The sequence below is a fragment of the Terrabacter sp. R4-6 genome (assembly GCF_057529065.1).
The window spans coordinates 1317558-1338129 of record NZ_CP197224.1 but is presented as its reverse complement, the minus strand read 5'-3'; the positions used below and the strand labels follow the sequence as shown (position 1 = coordinate 1338129).

Genomic DNA, 20572 nt, shown 5'->3' with positions numbered 1-20572 from the left:
CGCAGGCGGCGGGGGGTTGACGGGCGGGGAGGAGGAGGTCTTTAATCAACTCATCAGTTGATCAAGGAGTTAGTTGACCATGATTCTCTCGCCCGTCTCGGACGCCGACCTCGACCGCGCCTTCGCGGCCCTGGCCGACCCCGTCCGGCGCGCCATCATCGCCCGCCTCAGCCGGGGCGCCGCGACCGTCAACGAGCTCGCCGAACCGTTCGAGATCAGCAAGCAGGCCGTCAGCAAGCACATCCAGGTGCTCGAGCTGGCCGGTCTCGTGAGCCGGACCCGCGACGCCCAGCGCCGCCCGGTCCACCTCGAGGCCGCCCGGCTCGAGGCGATGACGGCCTGGATCGACCGCTACCGGCTCGCCGCCGAGCAGCGCTTCCGGTCGCTCGACGCCGTCCTCGAACGCACCACCTCACCCGCAGCACCAGCAGTACCCACACCGAACACCGACAAGGAGCAGCAGCCATGACCAACCCACTGAACCTCGACATCCCCGCCGGCGTGCCGTGGATCGACTTCACGCGCGAGTTCGACGCCCCCGTCGAGGCCGTGTTCAACGCCCACCGCGACCCCGAGCTCGTCCGCCAGTGGCTCGGCCCGCGAGGCTACGAGATGCAGATCGAGCGCTGGGACTTCACGTCCGGTGGCGGCTACCGCTACACCCACCGCGACGGCGACACCGTCTATGCCTTCCACGGCACGTTCCACACCGTGCGCGACAACGATCTCGCCATCCAGACCTTCGAGTTCGAGGGCGCTCCCGACGAGGTCGCCATCGAGTTCATGCACTTCGTCGACCTCGGCGACGGCCGCTGCCGGCTCGAGGGCCGCAGCGTCGGCCGCACGGTCGAGGGGCGCGACATGATGGTCGAGAGCGGCATGGAGCAGGGCATGGCCCAGGGCTACGAGCGGCTCGACGAGCTCGTCGCCGGCAGCGCTCAGGCCGTTTCGGCATCCTCGTCCGCCGGCGCCCAGGGCTGAGCGCCGTGGACTGGACGCTCGAGGTCGTCATCGTCCCCGTCAGCGACCTCGGGGCCGCGATCGCCTTCTACCGTGACCAGGTCGGCTTCGACCTCGACCACGACACGCAGAACGAGCACATGCACGTCGCGCAGCTGACGCCGCGCGGCTCCGGGTGCTCGATCGTCGTCGGCGACCTCCCGTCGCAGATGGCCATGGCGCCCGGCTCGCTCCACGGCATACAGCTCGTCGTCGCGGACGCCGAGGCGGCCCGGGCCGAGCTCGTCGGCCGAGGCGTCGAGTGCTCCGAGGTTCAGGTCATCGACCCCCGCGACGGCGGCACGTTCTTCGGCTTCTCCGACCCCGACGGCAACTCGTGGGCCGTCCAGCAGCTCAAGGTCCGGGCCGAGAAGCCCCTCATCCCACACGAGGCCCGCGGCCGGTTCGGCGAGGGCGTCGAGCTCTGACCCCCCGGCCGACGGCACGACGACAGGGTGTGCCGCCGGCCGGTGGTCACGCGGTCCAGGAGGAACCATGAGCAGGACCGTCTTCGACATCAGCCTCTCGCTCGACGGTTTCGTCACCGCCGCGCCCCAGACCGCCGAGGAGCCGCTCGGGCCGGGCGGCATGCAGCTGCACGACTGGCTCGTCGACCGCGACTACCTCGAGCGCGCCGTCGCCGGGCTCGGCGCCGTCGTGGCAGGTCGCACGACCTACGACCACTCGATCCCGGGCTGGGGCGCCGACGGCCCGTCGGGCAGTGCCCGGCGCCCCGTCTTCGTCGTCACCCACGAGGCGCCGGACGAGGCCACCGTCCCGGAGGGTGGCGTGTACACCTTCGTCACCGACGGGGTGGAGTCCGCGCTCGACCAGGCCCGCGCGGTGGCCGACGGCCGCACCGTGACCGTCATGGGCGGCGCCGACCTCGGACGGCAGTGCCTCGCTGCCGGACTCGTCGACGAGATCTCGCTGCACGTCGCCCCGGCCCTCTTCGGCAGTGGCACCGCGATGTTCGCGGGCCTCGACGTCGGGCACGTCCAGCTCGAGCTGCTCGAGGCGGTCGGCACCCCGGAGACCGTGCACCTGCGCTACCGGGTCGTCCGCCCCGTCGCCTGACCGACGCCGCCGGACCGTCTCATCACCGCTCCACGCCGAACGACGCGTTCGGTCGCGAACTCAGTGTTCTGCCGGTGAGTTCGCAACCGAACGCGGCGATCGGGTGCGGAATGCGAAGGCGGGCGGCCTCTCGCCCGGGTTCCGCTGGGAGGTCGGCGGACGGCATACTGGCTCGCATGAGCAACGTCCCCCAGCAGCGGCTCCTGCAGACCGCGATCCCCGGCCCGAAGTCGACTGCGCTCCAGGCCCGCAAGACGGCCGCCGTGTCGGCCGGCGTCTCCACCGGCCTGCCCGTCTACGTCGAGCGCGCCGGCGGGGGCATCCTCGTCGACGTCGACGGCAACCAGCTCATCGACTTCGGCTCGGGCATCGCCGTGACGACCGTCGGCAACGCCGCCCCGCGCGTCGTCGACCGCGTCACCGCGCAGGTGCAGGACTTCACCCACACGTGCTTCATGGTGACCCCCTACGAGGAGTACCTCGAGGTCGCCGAGGCCCTCAACGACCTGACGCCGGGCGACCACGACAAGCGCACCGCGCTCTTCAACTCCGGCGCCGAGGCCGTCGAGAACGCCGTCAAGGTCGCGCGCCACTTCACCGGCCGCAACGCCGTGGTCGCCTTCGACCACGCCTACCACGGGCGCACCAACCTGACGATGGCGCTCACGGCGAAGAACATGCCCTACAAGCACAAGTTCGGGCCCTTCGCCGGCGAGGTCTACCGCGCGCCGATGAGCTACCCCTACCGCTGGCCCGGTGGCGCCGCCGACTGCGCCAAGGAGTCCTTCGACGCCTTCGTCACGCAGGTGCACGCGCAGGTGGGGGAGGACAACCTCGCCGCCGTCATCCTCGAGCCGATCCAGGGCGAGGGCGGATTCATCGTCCCCGCACCGGGATTCGTCAAGCAGGTCGCCGACTGGTGCGCCGACAACGGCATCCTCTTCATCGCCGACGAGGTGCAGACCGGCTTCTGCCGCACCGGTGACTGGTTCGCGAGCGAGCACGAGGGCGTCGTGCCCGACCTCATCACGACGGCCAAGGGCATGGCCGGCGGGCTCCCGCTCGCCGGCGTCACCGGCCGTGCCGACGTCATGGACTCGATCCACGGGGGCGGCCTCGGTGGCACCTACGGCGGCAACCCCGTCGCGTGCGCGTCCGCGCTCGGCGCCATCGAGACGATGAAGGAGGAGGACCTCTGCGGCCGCGCCAAGCAGGTCGAGGCCCTCTTCGTCCCGCGCCTGCAGGCGCTCGCCTCGACCTACCCCCAGATCGGCGACATCCGCGGCCGCGGCGCCATGCTCGCCGTCGAGCTCGTCAACGGTCCCGGCGACCTCACGCCCAACGCCGCGCTGACCGGCGCCGTCAACAAGGCCTGCCACGCCGAGGGCCTCGTGACCCTGACGTGCGGCACCTACGGCAACGTCTTCCGCTTCCTCCCGCCACTCGCCGCCAGCGACGAGCTGCTCTCCGAGGGGCTCGACATCTTCGAGAAGGCGTTCGCCGCGTCCGTCTGAGGCGCACCGACCCGAGGACGTATGCCGTCCGGCTGCCTTCCAGCGCAACCGAAGCGGACGGCATACCCCCTCGACGACAGTGAGGCCCGCCCCCGTCGGGGGCGGGCCTCACTGCGTCACAAGGGGATCCGCGTCAGCGGAGCCACACCTTGACCTGCATCGAGGTGCCGAACTGGTTCTCGATGCCGATGTTGACGCCGTTGTTCGGGACCTTGACGCCGGTGTACTGCGTCGCCGGGTACCAGAACTGCTTGGAGTCGTTGAAGACCGGCTTGGCCGCAGCACCGGCGACCGGGAAGGCCACCCCGTTCTTGTGGAACGTGAACGAGTCCGACTGCTGCGTCGAGAACGGCGCGTCGTAGCCGGCGATGCGCGCCCGCAGGAGCGTCCCGTCGGACAGCAGGCGCGGCTCGGGGTTGGCGTCGACCGGGAGGATCAGGCCCTCGCCGGGGTGGGCGCCCGTGTTGTTGTCGGCCTGCGAGGTGTCCCAGTAGCTGACGAGCAGGCCGTCCTGGTAGGGGAAGTGCTCCACCTTGTCGCCGTTGGTGTTGAGCCAGCCGAAGTTGTACGGCCCGCTCTTGAGGTACGAGTCGAACGACAGGTAGTTGCGGTACGAGGCGATGTAGTAGTTGTCGTACGCCGTGGAGACGCTCGCCCCGACCGACGACCAACCGCTGGCCGTCCAGCCCTCGAGGCCACCCTCGGCCCCGCTGTCGACGACGGTCGCGCCGTTGCTCACGACCTTGACGTCGTCGACGAACCAGCCGAGCTCGGTGTAGGCCGGGTCCGTGTGGTAGCGGAAGCGCAGCTGCACCGTCTTGCCCGCGTAGGCGGACAGGTCGAAGGACGCGTCCTTCCAGCCCATCTGGCCCTCGGCGCCGCCGCTCCAGCCGGTGATGCCGTTGCCCTCGGCGGCTCGGGTGTCGGTGCCGGGGATGGCCGTCCAGCCGGAGCCGTCGTTGACCTCGACGAAGCCGTAGTCGCAGCCGCAGTCCTCGATCGCGTAGTTCGTCGCGAAGGACAGCGTCGACGTGCCCGGGGCGAGGGCCACCGACCGGGTCAGGGTCGCCTCGGTCGCGTTGGCGCGACCGCCGTAGAAGTCCTTCGAGCCCGTCTTCGGGGTGACGAGGGGCGAGACGACGTTCTTCTTGGGCAGCGGGACGATGACCGCCTGCTTCTTGTCGGTGTTGTACTCGTGCGGTCCGACCATGACCTTGGTGCCCTTGGCCGTCGGCGTCACGACCTGGTAGTCGAGCCAGCCGAGGAAGAGCTTCTCCCAGGCGCCGAAGTCCGAGCCGCGCGAGCCGATGGACTGGTCGTTCGGACCGGCCTGGCGGCTCTGGCTCATCATCGACCACCAGTTGACGCCGTTATCGGCGCCGGTGGCGGAGTCGTAGAGGTCGGGCAGACCGAGGTCGTGGCCGTACTCGTGCGTGAAGACGGACATGCCGCCGTTCTCGGGCTGGATCGTGTAGTCACCGACCCACATGCCGGTGTCGGCGATCGGGGTGCCCGTCGCCCCACCGGGGCCACCACCCGCGGTGGAGGCGTACCAGCGGTGCGACCAGATGGCGTCCTCGCCCTGGTAGGGGTCGCCGTCGGCCTGGTCGCCGCCGGAGTGGACGATCTGGAAGTGGTCGATGAAGCCGTCGGGCTCGTTGAAGTTGCCGTCGCCGTCGACGTCGTAGCGGTCCCACTGGTCGTAGAGCGCGAGGTCGGCCTTGATCTGGTCGAGCGTGCGGCCGGCGGCCTTCTGGTCGGCGACCCACTGGTTGACCGCGTCACGGACGAGGGCCCACGTGTTGTTGCAGACGTTGCCGGCGCACGGGTAGCCGTTCGAGCGGCCGTAGCGGGCCTCGTTGTAGCGCACCTTGACCCAGTCGGAGACCTCGCCGTCGATGCTGTAGCGGCCCGAGCTCTGGCGCTCGTACCACTGCTTGACGGTCTCCTGGGCGCCGCCGGCGCCGATGGTGCCGCCGTTGCCGAAGTAGAGGTTCTGGAAGTACGCGCGGCTGTAGTCCGCGTTCCAGTTCGTCGAGTTGTCGACCGCGCGGTCCGGCTCGGGGATCGCGTTGTGGAGCGGACCGTCGAAGGTCGTCGGACCGGGGGTCAGCGGGTCCGTGTCCCGGTCGGGGTAGCTCGCGCTCCGCTCGTTGCCGAACTCGGCGAGGATCACGAAGATCTTGTCGGTGCCCTCGCGGCTCAGCTCGACGTACTCGTCGGTCGGGCCCTGACCGTTGCTCGCGCCCTTGAGCTTGACGACGGTGCTCTTGCCCTTCTTCACGGGCGTGGCGGTGCCGTTGAGCACCTGCTTGATCGCCGTCTCCTTGAGAGCGCGGCGCTTGTCCTCCTTCGGGTTGGGGAGCTCGTCCGACCCCTTCTGGGCGGCTGCGTCGGCCGGCTGGTTCGCGACCCGGTCGACGGCGGGTTGGGCGCCGACCATGGGCGCGCCGAGCGCGACCCCCATGCCGGCAGCGAGAGCGAGGCTGAGGAGCCCCCTGGACGTCCTGCGCACTGATCCTCCTCGACTGGCAGCCGTCCTCGGCCGCCGGTCCGCGCGATGCGTGTGGCCCGGTCCGGGTCACACGCATCAGTGGTGTCGGGTTGGGACTCCCCCGAGCAACCCGAGAAGGAGAATGGCAGTGCGGACCGCTTCGCGCCAGAGGGTGGGGCCGGTAATTTTCAGAAGATCCTCACGCGCCGGGCAGGGTGCTCCGAAGAAGCGGCGGTGTGCCGGGCGGCCGGCAGGGTGTGGGCGCCGCCGAGCGGCACCGGGCGGTGTGCGGGCAGTGAGTCGTTCGGCCCGGTGGGATCAGTCGAGCGGAGCCACGTCGGGACGCTTGGCCTGCCGGTGGTCGCCCGAGGAGCGGCCCGTGAGGCGACGGTGCACCCAGGGACCGACGTACTCCTTGGCCCACTGCGCGTTGGCCTGCAGGGCCTCGCGGCGACCGATCGGTGGCGCGGGCTCGAGCGGCGTCGCCCAGTCGGTCTCGGCCGGCGTGTGCCCGAGCGCCTCGAGGGCGGCGAGGGCGACGCGGCGGTGGCCCTCGGTCGTCATGTGGATGCGGTCCTCGCTCCACATCCGCCAGTCGCGGAGCGCGTGCAGGCCCCACTGGTCGATGACGTGGGCGCCGTTGCGGCGGGCGATGCTCCAGATGTTGGCCGTGTGGATCGCCGCGCGACCGCGGGTGGCCTTGACGAGCGGGGCGTCCGCCGGGTCGACGGGCGTCGCCATGAGCACGTCGGCGCCGGTCGCCCGGATGCGCGCGACGGCGGCCTCGAGCCGGGCGGCGAGCCCGTCGAGGTCGGCCTTGGGGCGCAGGATGTCGTTGCCGCCGCCGACGATGCTGACGAGGTCGGGCTGGAGCGAGAGGGCGTCCTCGAGCTGGGGGCCGACGACGTCGGCGAGCTTGCGGCCGCGCACCGCGAGGTTGGCGTAGCCGAAGTCGAGCCCCTCGGTGCGGGCGATCTCCGAGAGGTGGGACGCGAGCCGGTCGGCCCAGCCGGCGAACTCGCCGTCGTGGCCGAAGGTCGGGTCGTCGTCGCACATGCCCTCGGTGAAGGAGTCGCCGATCGCGACGAAGCGGGTCCAGACCGTCGGTGCGGAGCCGTCGGGGGCGGGCTGGGTCATGTCAGCATCCAGTCGATGGGTGCCGCGCCCTGCTGGGCGAGGAGGTCGTTGGTGCGGCTGAAGGGCCGCGAGCCGAAGAAGCCGGAGCGCGCCGAGAGCGGCGACGGGTGGGCCGACTCGATGCGCGGCACGTCGCCGAGCATCGGCGCGAGCGACTGCGCCTGACGACCCCAGAGGATCGCCACGAGGGGGCCGCCGCGCACGACAAGGGCCGAGATCGCCTGTGCCGTAACGGTTTCCCAGCCCTTGCCCTGGTGGCTGGCGCTCGCCCCCGGGCGCACCGTCAGGACTCTGTTGAGCAGCATGACCCCGCGCTCGAACCACGGGGTCAGGTCGCCGGTGCCGGGCGTCGGCAGCCCGAGGTCGGTGCCGAGCTCCTGGTAGATGTTCTGCAGCGACCGCGGGACGGGCCGCACGTCGGGCGCGACGCTGAAGCTGAGCCCGACCGGGTGACCGGGCGTCGGGTAGGGGTCCTGACCCACGACGAGCACGCGCACGTCGGGCAGCGGCAGCGAGAAGGCCCGCAGCACGCGGTCGCCCGCGGGCAGGTAGCCGCGGCCCGCCGCGACCTCGGCGCGCAGGAACTCTCCCATCGCGCTGATCGTGTCGGCCACCGGCTCGAGCGCCGGGACCCACGTCGGGTGGACGAGGTCACTGAGGGGGCGGGCTGGCACGGCCTCACGCTACCCCCGCGTCGCGTGCGACAGAATCGACCCCGATGAACCTCACACTGCGCGGACCCGCCCTCGTCGACGACACGGTGCTGCCCGACGTCCTCGTCCACGTCGACGGCGCGCGCATCACGTCGGTCACCCCCGTCACCCCGGGTGCCGAGCCCCCACCCGGCGCCGCCGCGGCCGAGCGGGTGAGCGGGACGATGGTGCCGGGATACGTCGACATCCACTGCCACGGCGGGGGCGGCACCGCGTTCACCGACCTGCGTGACGACGCGGCCGCCGCGGCGGCCGAGCACCACCACGCGCACGGGTCGACGAGCCTGCTCGCGAGCCTCGTCACGATGAGCCCGCGCGACCTCGAGCGGGGCGTCGCGATGCTCGCCGAGCTCGCCGACGACGGTGTCGTCGACGGCATCCACCTCGAGGGCCCGTGGCTCGCGGAGGCGCGGTGCGGGGCCCATGACCCGACGCTGCTGCGCGACCCGTCGCTCGCCGAGGTGGAGCGGCTCATCGAGCTCGGGCGCGGCCACCTCCGCCAGGTGACGCTCGCCCCCGAGCGCGACCACGGCCTCGACCTCGTCCGCTGGCTGACCTCGGCCGGCATCCACGCGGCGATCGGCCACACGACCGCCAGCTTCGCGCAGGTCGAGCAGGCCGTCGCGGCCGGCGCCGACCTCGCCACGCACCTCTTCAACGGCATGGACCCGTGGCACCACCGCAAGCCGGGCGCCGTCCCGGCACTGATGCGCTCGGCCGCCCGGGGTCACGTCACGGTCGAGCTCATCGCCGACGGCGCACACCTCTCCGACGACACCGTGCGCACCGTCCTCGACCTCGTGGGAGTCGATCACGTCGCCTTCGTCTCCGACGCCATGGCCGCGGCCGGGGTGGGGGACGGCGCCTACGTCCTCGGTGGGCTCTCGGTCGTCGTCGACCGCGGCATCGCCCGCCTGACCCACGACCCCGACGGCACGACCCCCGGCTCCATCGCCGGCGGCACGAGCCACGTCGCCGACATCGTCGCCCGCGCGGTCGCCTCCGGCCTCCCCATGGCGTATGCCGTCCGCCCCGCCACGCGCACCCCTGCCCGCGCGCTCGGGCTGGCCGACCGCGGCTCGCTGGCGGTGGGGTCCCGCGCCGACGTCGTCGTCGTCGACGAGGCCGCGCGGCCCACCCGGGTCATGAGACGAGGGCGGTGGCTCGAGCCGTCGCTGCCCTAGGCTCGGCCGGTGACTTCTCCCCGCTGGTCCACCGCCGTCTTCGACCTCGACGGCACGCTGGCCGACACGATCAACCTCATCGTCGAGTCCTACCAGCACGCGTTCCGCACCGTCATCGGTCGCGAGGAGGACCCGGACGTCATCCGCTCGTGGATCGGCCGGCCGCTCATCGGGGCCTTCCGCGACCACTCGCCCGAGCACGCCGACGAGCTCTACGCGACGTACCTCCAGTGGAACGCCGACAACACCGAGCGCCTGATCCGCGGCTACGACGGCGTCGTCGACGTGCTCGGCGACCTGCGCGCGGCCGGAGTCCACGTCGGGGTCGCCACCTCGAAGCGGCGCGAGTCGGCGCAGCAGGCCATGGACATCCTCGGGATCAGCGAGCACGTCGACGTCCTCGTCGCGATGGAGGACACCGAGCGGCACAAGCCCGACCCGACGCCGCTGCTGCTCGCACTCGACCGGATGGGTCGCGGTTCCAACGACGCCGTCTACGTCGGGGACGCCGTCGTCGACGTGCTCGCCGGCAAGGCCGCAGGCATGGACACCGTCGCCGTGACGTGGGGCGCGGGTCTCCCCGACGCGCTGCACGGCGTGCGGCCCACGGCTGTCGTCGCGACCGCCGACGAGCTGCGCACCACCCTCCTCGGCTGAGGCGCCGGCCCCGTCACACGGCCCCCGACGGTGCGGAGGCACGGGGTCGCAGGGCCTAGCATCTGTGCGTGCACAGCTTCGACAAGGATGCCGACCACGTCGCCGTCGACAAGGTCCTCAGCTACGCCCGCGAGCGCCTGCTCATGGACCCGATCCCGCTCGACGGCGCGCAGCCCGAGGACTACCTCCGGGCCGCGGCCGGCCAGACCATCACCCCCGAGGGGCTCGGCTCGACGCGGGCGATGGAGCTCTTCGAGCACACCCTCGCGCCGGCCTGCCTCTCGACCGACCACCCGCGCTACCTCTCCTTCATCCCGTGCGCCCCGACGCGCGAGGCCGCGGCCTTCGACGTCGTCGTCGGCGCCTCGTCGATCTACGGCGGGTCGTGGATGGAGGGCGCGGGCGCGGTCTACGCCGAGAACCAGGCCCTGCGCTGGATCAGTGACCTCGCCGGCCTGCCCGACTCGGCGGGCGGCGTCTTCGTGCCCGGTGGCACGGTGGGCAACCTGTCGGCGCTCGTCGTGGCACGGCATACGGCCAGGGTTCGCGCGACGCAGGCCGGCACCGGCGCGCGCGCCTACCGGATCGCGGCCACGGACAACGCGCACTCGTCGGTCGTCTCGATGGCTGCGGTCATGGACGCCGAGGTCTGCGGCGTCCACGTGGACGACAAGCTGCGCCTGACCGGCGCCGAGCTGCGCAAGACGCTCGAGGAGCACGGTCCCGAGACCTTCTTCGCCGTCGTCGCGACGAGCGGCACGACGAACTTCGGCGTCGTCGACGACCTCGCCTCGGTCGCCGAGGTGTGCCGCGAGTACGGCCTGTGGCTGCACGTCGACGGGGCCTACGGCGGTGCCGGCCTCGCCGCGCCCTCGGTGCGCCACCTCTTCGACGGCATCGAGCACGCGGACTCGTTCATCGTCGACCCGCACAAGTGGCTCTTCGCGCCGTTCGACTGCTGCGCGCTCATCTACCGCGAGCCCGAGCTGGCGCGGGTCGCGCACACGCAGGAGGCCGGCTACCTCGACGTCATCACGAAGTCGGCCGAGTGGAACCCGACCGACTACTCGATCGGGCTGACGCGGCGCGCCCGCGGCCTGCCCCTCTGGTACTCCCTCGCGGTGCACGGCACCGACGCCTACGTCGACGCCATCGAGAGCACCCTCGAGGTGACCCGCTTCGCCGCCGACGAGATCGGGCGCCGCGACTACCTCGAGGCGGTGCGCGAGCCCGACCTGTCGGTCGTCGTCTTCCGCCGTCTCGGCTGGGGCCCCGAGGACTACCAGGCGTGGACCGACCGGCTCCTCGCGGAGGAGCTCGCCTTCGTCGTGCCGACGACCTTCCGCGGGGAGACGCTGACGCGCTTCGCCATCGTCAACCCGCACACCACCAAGGAGGACGTCAACGCCATCCTCGATACGATGACCTGACCGGGCGGGCCGGAGACGGCTCTCGGACGACACGGGCCGACACCGGCCCACACCGGCACGAAACCGGACGACGCGATGGGGCGTCACGGGTGGGGCGCACGAGGCTCGTGGGACGCATGTTGCGGGCGGTGCGACTGCCCCGCCGACGACATGCCGCGCCACGCCTCGGCTGAATGACACCCATGTCATTTCGGTCTAGGGTGTGACCGGAGCCAACGCACGACGCGACACGCAGCACGACCGCAGCGAGACGGGGACATGAGCACAGAACACGCCACGGCGCAGCCGCAGCGCCCCGAGTCCGGGGACGGGCTCAGCGCGCGCGACCTCGAGATCCTGGCGTTCGAGCGCCAGTGGTGGAAGTACGCCGGCTCCAAGGAGCAGGCCATCAAGGAGCTCTTCGACATGAGCTCCACGCGCTACTACCAGGTGCTCAACGCGCTCCTCGACAGCCCCGAGGCTCTCGAGGCCGACCCGATGCTCATCAAGCGACTGCGCCGGATGCGCGCGAGCCGTCAGCGGGCGCGCACGAGCCGCCGCCTCGGCATCAACGTCTGACCTGCTCCGTCCGGCCCGCTCCGTCTGAGCGGGCACACGGCTGACGCGTCCCAACCCCTGGGCGCCGTGCCCCGACCGGGCCGGGGTTGCGCGCCCTCACGGCACGCGCATGGTTCACTTCCCTCATGGCCGAGGTGACGATCCGCCGCGCGTCCGCCGACGACGCCCTCATCGTCGCCGCGCTGCACCTCCAGTTCGCCCGCGAGCTGGGTATGCCGTCCGAGACCGGCTACCTCGACCGTTTCGTCGACGCGTGGCTGGCCGAGCGGCCCGACCGCCCGACGTGGATCGCCGAGAGCCGGGGCGACCACGCCGGCATCCTCGAGACGCGGCGCATCCGGGCGCTGCCGTGGCCCGGCCGCAAGGATGTCTCGTGGCTGCACGTCGGAGGCCTCTTCGTCGCGCCGGGCTGCCGTGACCGCGGGGTCGGTCGGGCCCTGACCGAGGCGATGATCGAGTGGTCGCGCACGACCGACGTCAAGTGGATCCGGCTCAACGCCCCCGACGACCGCGCGCAGGAGTTCTACGAACGGCTCGGCTTCAGCTCCCCGGGCCGCCTCATGGAGTTCGACCTCCGGGACCCGCAGTGAGCGGCGCCCCCTTCGTCGCGGCCCCCGGCCCGACGAACTCCCTCGTCGACGTCGCCGGCCTCCGCGTCGGACACTGCACCCGCGACGAGCCGGGCTGGCTCACGGGCGTCACCGTCGTGCTCGCCCCGGACGGCGGTGCGGTCGCCGGTGTCGACGTGCGCGGCGGCGGACCCGGCACGCGCGAGACCGACCTGCTCGACCCGCGCAACCTCGTCGACCGCGCCAACGCGATCGTCCTGGGCGGCGGGTCCGCGCTCGGCCTCGCCGCCGTCGACGGAGTCATGGGCGCCCTGCTCGACGACGGGATCGGCTGGCCGATGGGCGAGCCCGGCCACGTCGTGCCGATCGTGCCGTCCGCGATCCTCTTCGACCTGGGACGTGCCGGCACGTGGGGCCACCACCCGCGCGCCGAGGACGGGAGGGCGGCATACGCAGTCGCGTCGGCCTCGGCCGTCGCCCAGGGCTGCGTCGGGGCCGGGACGGGAGCCAAGGCGGGTGGCTTCAAGGGCGGGATCGGCTCCGCGAGCGTCGTGCTCGAGTCGGGCACGACCGTCGCCGCGCTCATCGCCGTCAACGCCGTGGGCTCGGCCGTCGACCCGGCCACCGGGCTGCCGTATGCCGTGGGGCTCGGGCTCGGCGACGAGCTGGCCCACGTGGGTCGGCCGAGTGCCGCCGAGCTCGAGGCGTCCCGGGCCCGGGCAGAGGCGCTGCCCGCGAGCGCCGGTCGACCGGGACTCGCCACGACGATCGGCGTCATCGCGACCGACGCCACCCTGGAAAAGGCCCAGTGCCAGAAGATGTCCGGGATCGGCCACGACGGCTACGCGCGGGCCCTCAAGCCGGTGCACACCCTCTTCGACGGCGACACCCTCTTCACGCTCGCGACGGGTGCGCGGCCGGCGCCCGACCCTGTCGAGCAGACCCTGCTCATGGAGGCCGGCGCCGACTGCGTCGCCCGGGCCATCGTCCACGCGCTGCTCGCGGCGACGTCGGTCGACCGCACGTCCGACGGCGGCGTCGCGCTGCGCTCCTGGTCCGACGCCTTCCCGTCCGCGCTGCAGAGGTGAGCCCGGCGTGCCGCAGGTGACTGCAGATGCGTGGGTGCCGGTCCCGCCGGAGGTGGCTTTCGCCGTGTCGCAGACGACGGGAGAGGTGCGTCTGCGCTGGGACCCGTTCATCCGGAGCCAGCACCTTGTCGACGCCGTGCGTCCCGCCAAGGGCGTGCGCACGGTGACGCGGGCGCGCATCGGGCCGCGGATGGTGAGCGAGTACGCGTCGTACCGGCCACCGACGAGCGTCGGGATGACGATGGTCGAAGGGCCGTGGTTCTTCGAGCGGTTCGGTGGTGGGTGGCGCTTCACGCCGGAGGAGCGGGGCGGGGTCGCGGGCACTCTCGCCGTCTGGAAGTACACGTATGCCGTCCGCCCGGCCTGGCTCCGGATCGTGGCCGAGCCGATCGGGCAGTGGCTGCTCGGGCGCGAGATCCGGGCTCGCATCGCGGCTTTCGCCCGAGCCTGCTCCGACGACATGGTCCTCGCCGCCGCCACGACAGGCACTGCCGGCTGACCCGGTGCCGGCGCTCGTCGGCGCCGACGTCGGAACCCTCTGCCTGCCTCTCTCAGGTCGTGGAGCTCCTCCGGCACCAGGTGCCGGAAGAGCTCCACGACCCTTCGGCCGGACCATCCACACCCGCCTGGCCCGATCCGACACTGCCCACAGGCCCCTCCGCTCCTGGGCGCGTCACTCGGCCTCGCCGCAGGCTCGAGCCATGGACCTGACGAGTGCACACACCGTGCTCCGGTCGCAGGACGGCGTGCTCTCGAGGGCCCAAGCACTCGACTCCGGTCTCGACGACAACGACCTGGAGAGGTTGCTGCGACGTCGAGAGCTCGCGCGGATCCATCCGGGCGTCTACGTCGACCACACGGGGCCTGCGACGTGGTCGCAGCGGGCGTGGGCGGCGGTGCTCTTCCACTGGCCCGCGGCGCTCGCCGGTCCTTCCGCGTTGCGCGCGCACGGCCTCAGGTCGACTGCGGGTGACGGGGCCTTAGCCTCGTGGCCGGACCGTGGCGTGCAGCCGGGGCGGGCGGCTGCCGTCGAACCGGTGCACGTCGTCGTGGACGCGAGTCGACGGGTCACCCCACCCGCCGGGGTGGTCGTGTCTCGGCGGGCTGACTTCGAGAGCCGGGTCCAGCTGCACCTGTCTCCGCCACGGCTGCGTCTGGACGAGGCCCTGCTCGACGTCGCCGCTGCCTGCAGCGACGAGGCGGCGGCCGTCGCGGTCCTCGCCGATGCCTGCCAACAGGGAGCGACGACGGCCGCCCGGCTGCACGCCTCGTTGGCCGCACGTGGTCGCCTGCCTCGTCGGCGCGTGCTGCTCGCGATCCTCGACGACGTGGCGGCCGGGACGATGTCGGCCTTCGAGCGGCGCTACCTGCGTGAGGTCGAGCGACCGCACGGGCTGCCGACCGCGCACCGGCAGGTCCGGGTCGTCACCAGGGGAGGCGTGACCTACCGCGACGTCGACTACCGCGACTTCGGGCTCGTGGTGGAGCTCGATGGTCGGTTCGTCCACACCGGACCCGGGCGGGAGTGGGCCGATCTCGAGCGTGACGTCGATGCCATGGCCCGCGGCGAGGTGACGCTGAGACTCGGCTGGTCCCACGTCCTCGAGCCTTGTCGCGCGGGCCTGGTCGTCGGTCGGCTCCTGCGATCGCGTGGCTGGGACGGCCAGCTCAGGTCATGTGGGCGCGACTGTGGCGCTGCTCAGTGGCTGCGCCGAGCGGCCTGAGTCCCGCGCCGAACACGCGCCGCGCGCGGAGGCCTCAGGTCGTGGAGCTCCTCCGGCACCAGGTGCCGATGGAACTCCACGACCCTGAGCGCACCGTGTCCGTGCACGCGACGATCAAGTAGGGCTGTCGAGGTCGCGATGACGGTGCTGGGGTCAGGGGGCGGGTGGGGCGAGGTGGTCCCAGCCGCGGCGGATCGCGGAGCCCAGGTGGTCGAGGGGATAGGGCAGGCGAGGGTCCGGCTCGCGGAGCGCCTCCGTCAGCGAGACCGAACCGAGGCGGCGCTCGCGGATGACGGCCGCGACCGCCGCGATCTCGTCGCGCTGGCGAGCCACGAAGGCGCCGTCCACCGGGTGCCCGTGTCCCGGCACGACGACCGTGCGGTCCTCGGCCTGGACCAGGTGCGAGGTCAGGGTGTCGGCCCACTCGAGCGGCCAGCAGTCGTCCCCGAACGACGGGTGCGCGCTCTCCTCGACGAGGTCGCCGAGGAACATCGCGTCGGTGTCGGGGACGAGCACGGCCACGTCGCCGTCGGTGTGTCCGCGGCCGGCATACGTCATCGTGACGACGCGGTCACCGAGGTCGATCGTGGCGTTCGAGCCGAAGGTGCGGTCGGGCCCCCGCACCACGGTCGCCATGACCTCGGCGGCGTCGCGCGCGGTGTAGCCGTACTCCGGACCGTCGCCGGGGTCGGCCCGGAAGGCGGCCTTGATGCGCTCGGCGTCGGCCTCGATGGTGCGCCCGACGTTGTCGTGGGCGTGCACGATGGCGGTCTCGAAGGCGATGTTGCCGAAGCTGTGGTCGAAGTGGACGTGCGTGTTGACGACGTGGCGGACCTCGATGTCCCGGCCGAGGCGGCGCACGTCGTCGAGGACCTGGCTGCCCTGGACGCCGCTCGCCCGGGTGTCGATGACGACGGCGCCGTGGCGGCCGAGCACGAGTCCGACGTTGACGTCCCACTGCCGGTAGCGCGCGACGAAGACGCGGTCGGCGACCTCGACGAAGCCGCTGCTCGTCGTCGCGAGCGGGTCCCCGGCGAGCGGCGCGCTCACCCCGCGCCCCTCGGTGTGATCCACGTCTCGCCGAGCATGGGTCCACCGTAGCGGGCAGGCGCTGAGGAGGCGCCCCACGCCCGGTTCCTCTACGTTGGTGGACCATGTCGACCGAGATCCCCACCTCCACTCCCGGCTCGAAGTCCCGACGCACGATCCTCATCGCGGCCGTCCTTGCCTCCATCGCCCTGCTCTCGACCGGCGCCGTCGCCTACTGGTCGGGCGACAGCTGGAGCGACGAGGCGATGTCGTCCAGCGGCTTTCCCGGGCTGCCCGGCGGTGAGTGGACGAGCACGACCTCGGACGACGGCTGGGGCTCGGCCGACACCTCCACCGCGGCGACCAGCTCGACCGCCGCGGCGACCGGGGCCACCCGCCCCGGGACGACGCGGCCCCCGGCAACCGCCGTCGTCGAGCCGGCCTCCGACCCGACGTCGTCCGTGCCGACGACGTCGGCCCCTGCCCCGTCGTCGAGCCAGGCCACCACGGCCCCCGCGCCGAGCTCGACCGTGGGCCCGAGCCCGTCGTCGCGGCCCACGAAGGGCAACCCCAAGCCGAAGCCGACCTCGACGAAGAAGCCCACGCCGACGCCGAGCCCCTCGCCCACCTCGAGCGACGGCGGCTGCTTCCTGCTCGTCATCTGCTGATCCCCTGCTGACGGGCGCTCGGCCCGGACCGGCACGACGTGGCGTGGGAGCCTGTCGCCATGGACTGCGTCTTCTGCTCGATCGTGGCGGGGGAGGTGCCGGCCGACGTCGTGCTCGACGAGCCGGACCTCGTCGCCTTCCTCGACCGCCGGCCCGTCTTCAAGGGCCACGTCCTGCTCGTGCCGCGCCGGCACGTCGACACCCTGCTCGACCTGCCCGCAGACCTGCACGCCACCGTCCTCGGCGCCACCCAGCGCCTCGCCGCGGCGGTCGTCGAGTCGCTCGGCGCCCAGGGCACGTTCGTGGCGATGAACAACGTCGTGAGCCAGTCCGTGCCGCACCTGCACGTCCACGTCGTCCCGCGCACCAAGGGCGACGGCCTGCGCGGCTTCTTCTGGCCGCGGACGACCTACGCGTCGGGGCAGGAGTCCGCCGAGCACGCCGCCCGGATCGCCGCCGCGCTGGTGCCGGCCGCGGACGCCTGAGCCGAGCGGACGGCATACGCCCTCACTCGAGGGGGGTCAGACGTTTGCACTCTCACCCCGAGAGTGCCAATAATGGCGTTAGCACTCTCCCTAGGGGAGTGACAGAAATGGGCCGTATGCCGAGGGGCTGGGTTCGCAGCTACATGAAGCTGGGGAGACCGGTCCCGTCCGTCGCGGGCGTCATGCGGGCCACCACCAACGATTCGCGTGGGAGGAACCACCCGAATGGCCAAGACCATTGCGTTTGACGAAGAGGCGCGTCGCGGGCTCGAGCGAGGAATGAACATCCTCGCCGACGCCGTCCGCGTGACCCTCGGCCCCAAGGGCCGCAACGTCGTCCTGGAGAAGAAGTGGGGCGCCCCCACGATCACCAACGACGGCGTCTCGATCGCCAAGGAGATCGAGCTCGACGACCCGTACGAGAAGATCGGCGCGGAGCTCGTCAAGGAAGTTGCCAAGAAGACCGACGACGTCGCCGGTGACGGCACGACGACGGCGACCGTGCTCGCCCAGGCGATGGTGAAGGAAGGCCTGCGCAACGTGGCCGCCGGCGCCAACCCGATGGCGCTCAAGCGCGGCATCGAGAAGGCCGTCGACGCCGTCACCGCGCGCCTGCTCGAGCAGGCCAAGGAGATCGAGACCAAGGAGCAGATCGCCTCGACCGCCAGCATCTCGGCGGCCGACGAGGAGATCGGTGGTCTCATCGCCGAGGCGATGGACAAGGTCGGCAAGGAAGGTGTCATCACCGTCGAGGACTCCAACACCATGGGCCTCGAGCTGGAGATGACGGAGGGGATGCGCTTCGACAAGGGCTACATCTCCGCCTACTTCGTCACCGACACCGAGCGCATGGAGGCCGTCCTCGACGACGCCTACGTGCTCGTCGCGAACTCCAAGATCGGCAACATCAAGGACCTCATCCCGCTCCTCGAGAAGGTCATGCAGTCGGGCAAGCCGCTGCTGATCATCGCCGAGGACATCGAGGGTGAGGCCCTCGCGACGCTCGTCGTGAACAAGATCAAGGGCACGTTCAAGTCGGTCGCCGTCAAGGCTCCCGGCTTCGGCGACCGCCGCAAGGCCATGCTCACCGACATCGCCATCCTCACCGGTGGCCAGGTCATCTCCGAGGAGGTCGGTCTCAAGCTCGAGAACGCCACCCTCGACCTGCTCGGCCGCGCTCGCAAGGTCGTCGTCACCAAGGACGAGACGACCATCGTCGAGGACGCCGAGGACCGCTCGCAGATCGAGGGCCGCATCGCCCAGATCAAGGCCGAGATCGAGAAGTCGGACTCCGACTACGACCGCGAGAAGCTCCAGGAGCGCCTCGCCAAGCTCGCCGGCGGCGTCGCCGTCATCAAGGCGGGCGCGGCCACCGAGGTCGAGCTCAAGGAGCGCAAGCACCGCATCGAGGACGCCGTCCGCAACGCGAAGGCGGCCGTCGAGGAGGGCATCGTCGCCGGTGGTGGCGTGGCCCTCATCCAGGCCGCCAAGGCGCTCGACGAGCTCGTGCTCGAGGGTGACGAGGCGACCGGCGCCAACATCGTGCGCGTCGCGACCGAGGCCCCGCTCAAGCAGATCGCGATCAACGCCGGTCTCGAGGGTGGAGTCGTCGCGGAGAAGGTGCGCGGCCTCGAGGCCGGTCACGGTCTCAACGCCGCCACGGGTGAGTACGTCGACCTGCTCGCCGCCGGCATCATCGACCCGGTCAAGGTGACGCGCTCGGCGCTGCAGAACGCAGCCTCGATCGCGGCCCTCTTCCTCACGACCGAGGCCGTCATCGCCGACAAGCCCGAGAAGAACGCGCCGGCCATGCCCGGTGGCGACGACATGGGTGGCATGGGCGGCATGGGCTTCTGAGCCCTTCCGTCTGAGCAGTACCGCAGCACGTCGCAAGGGCGGCTCCTCCTCACGGGGGAGCCGCCCTTCGTCGTCCCCCGACCGACGCCCGCGGCGCTGAGGGCGTATGCCGTCCGGCCGGGACGGCGTCAGCGCGCGAAGAGCGCGCGGGTCGCGTTCTCGTGCTCGGCGTAGGCCGTCGACGCCTTGAGGGTGAGCCGGCCGACGTCCGCCAGGGCCTGCGTCATCTGGGCCTGGATGCGCTGGTAGTCCTGCATGACGCGCTCGAACTCGACCTTGGCCGGACCCTGCCAGTCCGCGCCCATACCGGCGAGCCGCCCGCGCAGCTCGGCGGTGCTCGACGTGATGGTGTCGGCGAGCCGGTTGATGTCGCCGGCCGCGGCGGCGATGCGTTCGGTGTCAACGACGGAACGGGACATGGGTGCTCTCCTCGATCGGTGGGCCGACCGGACGGTGGCCGCGTTCGTCCGAGGCTAGGTCGGGCGGGGGAGCGGTGGCCGGCGTCATCCACAGGGACCGGACGGCGTGCGCCGCCGGGCTGGCCTAGGCTTCGAGGCATGACCGTGTGGATCGACCAGCCGATCTGGCCCGCCCACGGTCGGCTCTTCGCGCATCTCGTCAGCGACGCCTCCTACGACGAGCTGCACGAGGTCGCGCGGGCCGCCGCGCTGCACCCGCGGTCGTTCGACGGCGACCACTACGACGTGCCGCAGGGGCGCTGGCAGGACGCCGTCGACGCCGGGGCGACGCCGACGACGGGGGTCGACCTCGCGCGCCGGCTCAACGCCTCGGGTCTGCGGCTGCGCAAGCGCAAGCGGGACCGCGGGGTCCGTCGCATCCTCGCCGTGCCGTTCCCCAACGGCGTGAGCGACGTCGACCTCGTGGCCTCGGACGACCCGCTCGATCCCGCCCGCGTGCTGGCGGCGATGGTCTTCGTCCGCGACCGGCGGGGGGACTTCGTCGTCGTGCACAGCATCCGTCGCGGTGAGTGGGGATCTCCCGGTGGGTGGCGCGAGGACGACGAGACCCCGGTCGAGAACGCCGTGCGCGAGACCTTCGAGGAGACCGGCCTGAGGCTGCGCCACCACGACGTCCTGCCCTGCGGCTACGAGCGGTTCACGCCCCTGACCGACGACAACCTCTTCGGTCGCGACAAGCCCTTCCTGCAGGTCTTCCGCACCCGGCTCGACGACGTGCGGCCGGAGCTGACCGACGGCGACGACGGCATCCACGAGACCCGCTGGGTCACCCCGGAGGAGTACGCCGAGCTCTGCGGCCACCTCTTCTGGTGGGCCCTCGCGGTCGAGGTCTTCCCCGACCTGCGCGGTCTCGCCCGCCCGGTCTAGAACGCACGTATGCCGCCCACTGGGGTGGGCGGCATACGTGGTC

Annotated in this window: 21 protein-coding genes and 1 pseudogene; 17 read left to right on the top strand and 5 right to left on the bottom strand. The window is 71.9% G+C overall.

The window, feature by feature from the left end:
- The first annotated feature begins 79 nt into the window (after nucleotides 1-79).
- From ACSSS0_RS06310 to gabT, 5 genes are all read left to right on the top strand, one after another.
- The gene (locus tag ACSSS0_RS06310) at nucleotides 80-469 is read left to right on the top strand and encodes an ArsR/SmtB family transcription factor (protein WP_435984811.1); all 390 of its coding nucleotides are present in this window, start codon (nucleotides 80-82) and stop codon (nucleotides 467-469) included.
- Nucleotides 466-981, top strand: coding sequence for an SRPBCC family protein (locus ACSSS0_RS06305; RefSeq protein WP_487230445.1), 516 nt, complete (start codon nucleotides 466-468; stop codon nucleotides 979-981). Before ACSSS0_RS06310 ends, ACSSS0_RS06305 begins: the two co-directional genes overlap by 4 nt.
- A 5-nt stretch (nucleotides 982-986) precedes the next feature.
- A complete protein-coding gene (locus ACSSS0_RS06300) occupies nucleotides 987-1427 on the top strand; it encodes a VOC family protein (RefSeq protein ID WP_487230444.1) in 441 nt (146 codons plus the stop codon).
- Between the two features lie 67 nt (nucleotides 1428-1494).
- Nucleotides 1495-2076, top strand: coding sequence for a dihydrofolate reductase family protein (locus ACSSS0_RS06295; protein WP_487230443.1), 582 nt, complete (start codon nucleotides 1495-1497; stop codon nucleotides 2074-2076).
- Nucleotides 2077-2252: 176 nt separating this feature from the next.
- Entirely contained in the window at nucleotides 2253-3590 is a 1338-nt protein-coding gene (gabT, locus tag ACSSS0_RS06290) for a 4-aminobutyrate--2-oxoglutarate transaminase (protein ID WP_435984815.1), read from the top strand.
- Nucleotides 3591-3723: 133 nt separating this feature from the next.
- On the opposite strand, the gene ACSSS0_RS06285 is transcribed toward gabT, so the two are convergent.
- From ACSSS0_RS06285 to ACSSS0_RS06275, 3 genes are all read right to left on the bottom strand, one after another.
- A complete protein-coding gene (locus tag ACSSS0_RS06285) occupies nucleotides 3724-6105 on the bottom strand; it encodes an immune inhibitor A domain-containing protein (RefSeq protein ID WP_487230442.1) in 2382 nt (793 codons plus the stop codon).
- 297 nt (nucleotides 6106-6402) lie between these two features.
- Nucleotides 6403-7221 (bottom strand): SGNH/GDSL hydrolase family protein, encoded by an 819-nt coding sequence (locus ACSSS0_RS06280; protein WP_487230441.1) that lies wholly within the window; start codon nucleotides 7219-7221, stop codon nucleotides 6403-6405.
- Nucleotides 7218-7895: a uracil-DNA glycosylase gene (locus tag ACSSS0_RS06275; RefSeq protein ID WP_487230440.1), complete on the bottom strand. Its 678-nt coding sequence runs from the start codon at nucleotides 7893-7895 to the stop codon at nucleotides 7218-7220. Before ACSSS0_RS06275 ends, ACSSS0_RS06280 begins: the two co-directional genes overlap by 4 nt.
- A 44-nt stretch (nucleotides 7896-7939) precedes the next feature.
- Between ACSSS0_RS06275 and ACSSS0_RS06270 the strand changes: the two genes are divergently transcribed.
- The 8 genes and pseudogenes from ACSSS0_RS06270 to ACSSS0_RS06235 all read left to right on the top strand — a co-directional run bounded on the left by ACSSS0_RS06270 (nucleotide 7940) and on the right by ACSSS0_RS06235 (nucleotide 15144).
- Nucleotides 7940-9118: an N-acetylglucosamine-6-phosphate deacetylase gene (locus tag ACSSS0_RS06270; RefSeq protein WP_487230439.1), complete on the top strand. Its 1179-nt coding sequence runs from the start codon at nucleotides 7940-7942 to the stop codon at nucleotides 9116-9118.
- A gap of 9 nt (nucleotides 9119-9127) precedes the next feature.
- Nucleotides 9128-9775, top strand: a complete 648-nt coding sequence (locus ACSSS0_RS06265) for an HAD family hydrolase (RefSeq protein WP_435984820.1) — start codon at nucleotides 9128-9130, stop codon at nucleotides 9773-9775.
- A gap of 68 nt (nucleotides 9776-9843) precedes the next feature.
- Entirely contained in the window at nucleotides 9844-11205 is a 1362-nt protein-coding gene (locus ACSSS0_RS06260) for a pyridoxal phosphate-dependent decarboxylase family protein (protein WP_487230438.1), read from the top strand.
- Nucleotides 11206-11445: 240 nt separating this feature from the next.
- Nucleotides 11446-11763, top strand: a pseudogene (gene napA, locus ACSSS0_RS06255) (nucleoid-associated protein NapA); the annotation flags it as partial.
- Between the two features lie 125 nt (nucleotides 11764-11888).
- Complete coding sequence (locus tag ACSSS0_RS06250) at nucleotides 11889-12353, top strand: GNAT family N-acetyltransferase (RefSeq protein ID WP_020143393.1); 465 nt, start codon at nucleotides 11889-11891, stop codon at nucleotides 12351-12353.
- Complete coding sequence (locus ACSSS0_RS06245) at nucleotides 12350-13420, top strand: P1 family peptidase (RefSeq protein WP_487230437.1); 1071 nt, start codon at nucleotides 12350-12352, stop codon at nucleotides 13418-13420. The genes ACSSS0_RS06250 and ACSSS0_RS06245 overlap by 4 nt, the downstream gene beginning before the upstream one ends.
- A gap of 7 nt (nucleotides 13421-13427) precedes the next feature.
- Entirely contained in the window at nucleotides 13428-13919 is a 492-nt protein-coding gene (locus tag ACSSS0_RS06240; RefSeq protein ID WP_435984824.1) for an SRPBCC family protein, read from the top strand.
- A 202-nt stretch (nucleotides 13920-14121) separates the two neighbouring features.
- A complete protein-coding gene (locus ACSSS0_RS06235; protein WP_487230436.1) occupies nucleotides 14122-15144 on the top strand; it encodes a type IV toxin-antitoxin system AbiEi family antitoxin domain-containing protein in 1023 nt (340 codons plus the stop codon).
- Between the two features lie 153 nt (nucleotides 15145-15297).
- On the opposite strand, the gene ACSSS0_RS06230 is transcribed toward ACSSS0_RS06235, so the two are convergent.
- A complete protein-coding gene (locus tag ACSSS0_RS06230; protein WP_487230435.1) occupies nucleotides 15298-16194 on the bottom strand; it encodes an MBL fold metallo-hydrolase in 897 nt (298 codons plus the stop codon).
- Nucleotides 16195-16298: 104 nt separating this feature from the next.
- On the opposite strand from ACSSS0_RS06230, the gene ACSSS0_RS06225 reads away from it, so the two are divergent.
- The 3 genes from ACSSS0_RS06225 to groL all read left to right on the top strand — a co-directional run bounded on the left by ACSSS0_RS06225 (nucleotide 16299) and on the right by groL (nucleotide 19183).
- Complete coding sequence (locus ACSSS0_RS06225; RefSeq protein WP_487230434.1) at nucleotides 16299-16841, top strand: hypothetical protein; 543 nt, start codon at nucleotides 16299-16301, stop codon at nucleotides 16839-16841.
- A 59-nt stretch (nucleotides 16842-16900) separates the two neighbouring features.
- Complete coding sequence (locus ACSSS0_RS06220) at nucleotides 16901-17326, top strand: HIT family protein (RefSeq protein WP_487230433.1); 426 nt, start codon at nucleotides 16901-16903, stop codon at nucleotides 17324-17326.
- A gap of 225 nt (nucleotides 17327-17551) precedes the next feature.
- On the top strand, nucleotides 17552-19183 hold the full coding sequence (gene groL / locus ACSSS0_RS06215) for a chaperonin GroEL (RefSeq protein WP_435984829.1): 1632 nt from the start codon (nucleotides 17552-17554) through the stop codon (nucleotides 19181-19183).
- A gap of 128 nt (nucleotides 19184-19311) precedes the next feature.
- Here groL and ACSSS0_RS06210 read toward each other — a convergent pair whose 3' ends face one another.
- Nucleotides 19312-19602: a WXG100 family type VII secretion target gene (locus ACSSS0_RS06210; protein WP_487230432.1), complete on the bottom strand. Its 291-nt coding sequence runs from the start codon at nucleotides 19600-19602 to the stop codon at nucleotides 19312-19314.
- 138 nt (nucleotides 19603-19740) lie between these two features.
- Between ACSSS0_RS06210 and ACSSS0_RS06205 the strand changes: the two genes are divergently transcribed.
- The gene (locus ACSSS0_RS06205) at nucleotides 19741-20529 is read left to right on the top strand and encodes a DUF4031 domain-containing protein (protein ID WP_435984832.1); all 789 of its coding nucleotides are present in this window, start codon (nucleotides 19741-19743) and stop codon (nucleotides 20527-20529) included.
- Nucleotides 20530-20572 lie beyond the last annotated feature (43 nt).